At 71.1% G+C, this 4,760-nt stretch carries 6 protein-coding genes and 2 pseudogenes; 3 read left to right on the top strand and 5 right to left on the bottom strand.

What is annotated here, in order from left to right; translation table 11 throughout:
- Together VF468_30305 and VF468_30300 are read left to right on the top strand one after the other, a co-directional pair.
- A partial coding sequence (locus tag VF468_30305; GenBank protein HEX5882578.1) for a selenium-binding protein SBP56-related protein occupies positions 1 to 497 on the top strand: 497 nt, incomplete at its 5' end.
- Positions 498 to 499: 2 nt separating this feature from the next.
- Complete coding sequence (locus VF468_30300) at positions 500 to 661, top strand: hypothetical protein (GenBank protein ID HEX5882577.1); 162 nt, start codon at positions 500 to 502, stop codon at positions 659 to 661.
- A gap of 408 nt (positions 662 to 1,069) precedes the next feature.
- Here VF468_30300 and VF468_30295 read toward each other — a convergent pair.
- Positions 1,070 to 1,584 (bottom strand): annotated as a pseudogene (locus VF468_30295) (transposase).
- A 57-nt stretch (positions 1,585 to 1,641) separates the two neighbouring features.
- On the opposite strand from VF468_30295, the gene VF468_30290 reads away from it, so the two are divergent.
- Positions 1,642 to 2,214, top strand: coding sequence for a hypothetical protein (locus VF468_30290; GenBank protein HEX5882576.1), 573 nt, complete (start codon positions 1,642 to 1,644; stop codon positions 2,212 to 2,214).
- Here VF468_30290 and VF468_30285 read toward each other — a convergent pair.
- From VF468_30285 to VF468_30270, 4 genes and pseudogenes are all read right to left on the bottom strand, one after another.
- Positions 2,204 to 2,446, bottom strand: coding sequence for a DUF2255 family protein (locus VF468_30285; GenBank protein ID HEX5882575.1), 243 nt, complete (start codon positions 2,444 to 2,446; stop codon positions 2,204 to 2,206). The two genes, VF468_30290 and VF468_30285, sit on opposite strands and share 11 nt — an antisense overlap.
- Before the next feature lie 244 nt (positions 2,447 to 2,690).
- A pseudogene (locus VF468_30280) lies at positions 2,691 to 2,841 on the bottom strand (MFS transporter).
- A 169-nt stretch (positions 2,842 to 3,010) separates the two neighbouring features.
- Positions 3,011 to 3,664, bottom strand: a complete 654-nt coding sequence (locus tag VF468_30275; protein HEX5882574.1) for a response regulator transcription factor — start codon at positions 3,662 to 3,664, stop codon at positions 3,011 to 3,013.
- Positions 3,661 to 4,716: an ATP-binding protein gene (locus tag VF468_30270; GenBank protein HEX5882573.1), complete on the bottom strand. Its 1,056-nt coding sequence runs from the start codon at positions 4,714 to 4,716 to the stop codon at positions 3,661 to 3,663. The genes VF468_30275 and VF468_30270 overlap by 4 nt, the downstream gene beginning before the upstream one ends.
- Positions 4,717 to 4,760: the final 44 nt, after the last annotated feature.

Below are 4,760 nucleotides of genomic sequence, written 5' to 3'. Positions count from 1 at the left end.
ACCCCGACCTGCTGCCGCCGGCCCTCAAGTCGTTCGGGGCGGTGCCGCCGCTGGTGTCCGACATCGACCTGTCGGTGGACGACCGCTGGCTGTATGTGTCCTGCTGGGGCACCGGCGAGCTCAAACAGTACGACGTGGCCGACCCCTTCGACCCCCGCGAGACCGGCTCGGTCCGGCTCGGCGGCATCGTGGGCCGTCAGGCCCACCCGTCCGCGCCCGACCAGCCCCTGGGCGGTGGCCCGCAGATGGTGGAGGTCAGCCGCGACGGCCGGCGGGTGTATGTGACCAACTCGCTGTACGCCGCCTGGGACGACATCTTCTACCCGGGCGGGGTGGGCGCGTGGGTGGCCAAGCTCGACGCCGACCCCGAGCGCGGCGGCCTAACCGTTGACCCGCGGTTCTTCCCCAGCGGGGACGACTTCCGGGGCCTGCGGGTCCACCAGACCCGCCTCCAGGGCGGCGATGCCTCCAGCGACTCCTACTGCCACACCAGCTGACCATGCATCCCCTGGCGCATCATCTGAGCGAGGACTCGCTCCTCAACCTGCTGCTGATCAGCGGCACCGGGCTCTCGCTCATGGTGGTCGAAGGCCGCGCCCGGCTGGCGGCCGCTCGTGCCCGGCTGACCAGGCGCGTGCGCGGGCCCAAGCGACGGGGCTGATCGACGCCCCATGGCGATGGCGCACCACGCTGCCGGTGCGCGACAACAGCGCGCTACGCGAGGGCTTGATCCAAGCGGTTGTCATGGCAGCCGTGTGGCAGTCGACAGCCGTCACCAGATGGAATATCTCATGCTCGCTCCACCAGTGACCGAGGACTCTGCGTCTCGTGGCCTGATCATCCCGCTGATCATTCAGACGATCCGACTGGACCCGTCTGGATCCGACCAGTCCGACGTAGAGCACCAGGCTACGGATCTGGCGGTTGGGGGTTCGAATCCCTCGCGCACGCCAAACCAGCAGCTCAGAGGGCTATCAAGCAAGAGAAGCCCGGCGCCGCCGATCTGGCAGCGGCTAGTCCTTGAGTGCCAAGTGGCGTCCTTAGTCCCTAAGAACCTGTGCGAGTAACGTCATGCGGCCAGGCTGAGTGTTCGGGTGGGCAGCGCGGGCACCTGTTGGGTCAGGCGCTTGACCATCACGCGGACCATGGCCCACTGCACCCACGCCTGGTGGTGTTCGGGCTTGCGTTCGTAGTCGACGGCCAGCCGGAGGGTCGGGAAGTGGCGGCGGAGGCGCCACAGCAGCGGCCGGCCGCCGTCGCGGTCCTGGGTGCTGGCCGGGGTGACCAGGATATCCAGCAGCAGCCCGCCGGTGTCCACGGCAACGTGCCGTTTGCGGCCCAGCGGGCGAAGTGGTGGTGGACGGTGCGCCAGTGGGGATAACAGTCGGGCAGGGCCCGCCATGGGCAGCCGGTCCATAGCACGTACAAGATCGCGTTCACCAGCGCGCGGCGGCTGGTGGCGGGGCGGCCTGGCCGGCCAGGGCCAGCGCGCGGGGCGGGCAGCAGCGGGGCGAGCAGACACCACTGGGCGTCGGTCAGGTCGGTGGGGAACCGACGCGGTGGGCATGGGGCGGCGGCCGGCATCGGGGTCCTCGTCGGGTGGGTGCGACAGGTCGATGGTGGGGGTGGCATGCTACGGCCATGTCCGGCATCGACAATGACGACTTCGATGCGCTGCTCGGCCCCCCCGCTACCCCGGCCCAGCGCCGCCGCCAGCAGGCCAGCCAGGCCGGCTTTGACCATGCGGTCGGGCTGGTCGAGCAGGCCGCCAAGGCGGCCAGCATCAGCGATCGGCAGGCGCTGGACGCGGCGGTGGCCCGCATGGAGCAGATGGCCTTCGACGACTTCGAGCAGCGCCACCCGCCCAGCGCCGCCCTGGACTACCTGCTGTACGACGTGGTCTGTGACCTGGTCCCCGACGATAACGACACCCGCTTCGGCCAGACCTGGGTGGACAACCTCGTCGTCCACGCCGACCGCGACCTTGCCCCAGGCGCTGCCCGCTGGATCCGGCTGGTGGTCGGCCTGACCGCCGACGAGTACCAGCTCAGCAACGCCGAGCTGGAGGCCATCGAACGGGTCCGCGGCGGCATCCGGCCTGACCGCGACGGCTACCTTGTCACCTGGCTTGCTCAGGTCGATCAGCGCCCACGCGTCGAGCTGCTGCGCGACGGCGTCCAGGCCCTGGTCTGGCTCCGGGACTTCACCTGGTAACCAGCAACCAAGATATTCGCACAGGTTCTAAGGGCTTGTTGACCGCGGCACGAGCTGGATGGTGGTAGATCGTGCCTCGGGGCTGGTGATGCGGTCGAGCGTGGCTGGGGCTGTAGCGGCGGTACTTGTCGCGGTACACAGCGTCGAGGGCGTCGTTGAGGTCGTGGTCGGCGTCCAGGAAGGTGGCGTCCATGTCCACGCCGCCGGCCCGGATGTGACCCTCGTGGCGCACCTGGGCGCCGCGGAACCAGGCCGAGGTTGCCCGTTGACGGACCAGACGTAGAGGCCGTCACGGTAGGGGACGACCCAGCTGGTTCTGGGACGGCTCAGGGTGCCGTCCGGAGGAAGGCGATCTCCAGCTCCTCGACGGTCCCGATGCGGGTGAGCTCCTCGCTCGTCCAGGCGGTCATGCTGGCTCCTTCAGGGCTGTGCGGTGGGTCGCAGGGTGAGCTGGCCAGGGTGGTGGCGACCAGCAACAGGCCGGCGATCAACAGGCTGGTTCGGAGGCCGTCGAAGAACCCCAGGTTGGCCAGCAGGGCACCGTAGACGGCGATGGCCAGGGCGCCGCCGACCTGGCGGCTGGTGTTTGAGCACGCCGCTGGCGGTGCCGGCGCGCTCGGCCGGGACGCTGCTTTGTAAACAACAGGTTGGGGGTTCGAGTCCCCGCCAGCTCCCAACACCGCAGGTCAGAGGCTATCTGGGTCTGGTATGGCGCGGAGTCGGCAACGTGGATGTCATTCCTCCGTCCACCATCGCTCGCCGAGGACGGAATGCCGGCCGGAATATAGGCGCTCCGTCAGGCGAGGTTGCGGGCCGCGGCCCAGCGGCTCAGCTCGCGGCGGCTGGAGAGCTGGAGCTTGCGCAGGACCGCCGAGACGTGGGTCTCGACCGTCCGGGCGGAGATGTGGAGGCGGGCCGCGGCCTCCTTGTAGGTGTAGCCGCTGGCGATCAGGCGCAGTACCTCCCGCTCCCGGAGGGTGAGCTGGTCCAGCTCTGGGTCCAGCGGCGCCGGCGGGTTGCCCCTGAAGGCGTCAAGAACGAACCCGGCCAGACGCGGGGAGAAGTACACGTCGCCGGCATGGACCTGCCGGATCGCCTCGCACAGCTCAGGGCCAGAGATCGCCTTGACGACGTAGCCGCGGGCGCCGCCCCGGATGACCCCGATGACGTCGTCGGCGGCGTCGGAGACCGACAGGGCCAGGAAGCGCACCTCCGGGTGGGTGGCCAGCACGGCGTCGAGCACAGCACGGCCGCCACCGCCGGGCAGGTGGACATCGAGCAGGACCACGTCGGGCTGCAGCGCGCGGATCTGCGAGATCGCGGCGGCGACGTCGCCGGCCTCACCAACAACCTCCATGGCGGGCTCGATCTCGGTGCGTACCCCGGAGCGGAACAGCGAGTGGTCGTCGACCACCAGGACCCTGACCCGCCCGTGCGGCTGGCCGGTCACGCCCGGGCCACCGGCATGCGCAGCTCCACCTCGGTGCCCGCGCCAGGGCTCGTACGAATCGTGACCGCCCCGCCCTGGCGCCGCATTCGCCCCAGGATCGAGTCGGGGATGCCGCGGCCACCCCGCCCACCGGCGATGGCCTGGTCGAACCCGCTGCCCCGGTCCCGCACGACCACGACCACGTGCCCGTCTCTCACCTCGATGAACATCGACACCCGGGCCACCCCGGCGTGCTTGGCGGCGGTGCTGAGCGCCTCGCCGGCGGCGCCGACGACCGCGCGGGCGCGCTCGTCCAGGCGGCAGGTCCCGACCGTGACCAGCTCCACCGACACCCCGAAGCGGTCCTCGACCTCGGCCGCGGCGGCCCGGAAGGCCGCGACCAGGTCGTCCCGGTCGGGGTCGGCCGCCCCGTAGAGCCAGCCACGCAGCTCGCGCTCGGCATGGCGGGCCAGGCGAGCCATCTCGGCCGGGTCGCCGGTTCGCTTCTGGATCAGCGTCAACGTCTGCAGCACCGAGTCGTGCAGGTGGGTCGCCACCTCGGCGCGCTCCTCAGCCCGCACCCGGGCGGCGCGCTCACGGGTCACGGTGCGGGTGAGCAGGAACAGCCAAGGGAACACCACCACCCCCACCAGCGACAACAGCCCGGCGACGAGGATTGAGAACATGGCCACGGCCCCCGCCGTGCCGGATTCTCCTGTCCCGGAGATGGAGATGGCGGCGGCGACCGCCACCCCCGTGCCGGCCAGCGTCGCCCCGACGGCCAAGACGCGCCGCAGGATACGGCCCGCTGCAGCTTCGCCCTCCAGCTGCCTGGCGGCCAGGTACGCCCACGGGCCGACCACCAGCCCGACGACCACCAGGACCATGACGACCAGCACCGGCAGGGGCGGCGGCTCGGTGTGCTCGACCAGCCACAGGAAGGCGGCGAAGACCCCGATGCCGGCGCAGCCGAGCAGCACGACCCAGCCCGGCCGCAACCGGGAGCCGGCCCGGCGGGGCGCCCCCGTCGGCAGGTCCCGGGCGCTGCCGGCGGAGGATGTCTGGCGGTTCACGACCCGATCATAGGCTGGACCCGAGCCCTACTCGGTGGCGATCG

It is taken from the genome of Actinomycetota bacterium, assembly GCA_036280995.1.
In the GTDB taxonomy this organism is placed as follows: Bacteria; Actinomycetota; CALGFH01; order CALGFH01; family CALGFH01; genus CALGFH01.
The sequence above is the reverse complement of the archived record's forward strand: the minus strand, read 5'-3'. Positions and strand labels throughout refer to the sequence as shown.

What these genes read in the sequence shown, in the direction of transcription:
- VF468_30300 (HEX5882577.1), top strand. Translation starts at nt 500, where the DNA reads ATGCATCCCCTGGCGCATCATCTGAGCGAGGACTCGCTCCTCAACCTG.
- VF468_30290 (HEX5882576.1), top strand. Translation starts at nt 1,642, where the DNA reads ATGTCCGGCATCGACAATGACGACTTCGATGCGCTGCTCGGCCCCCCC.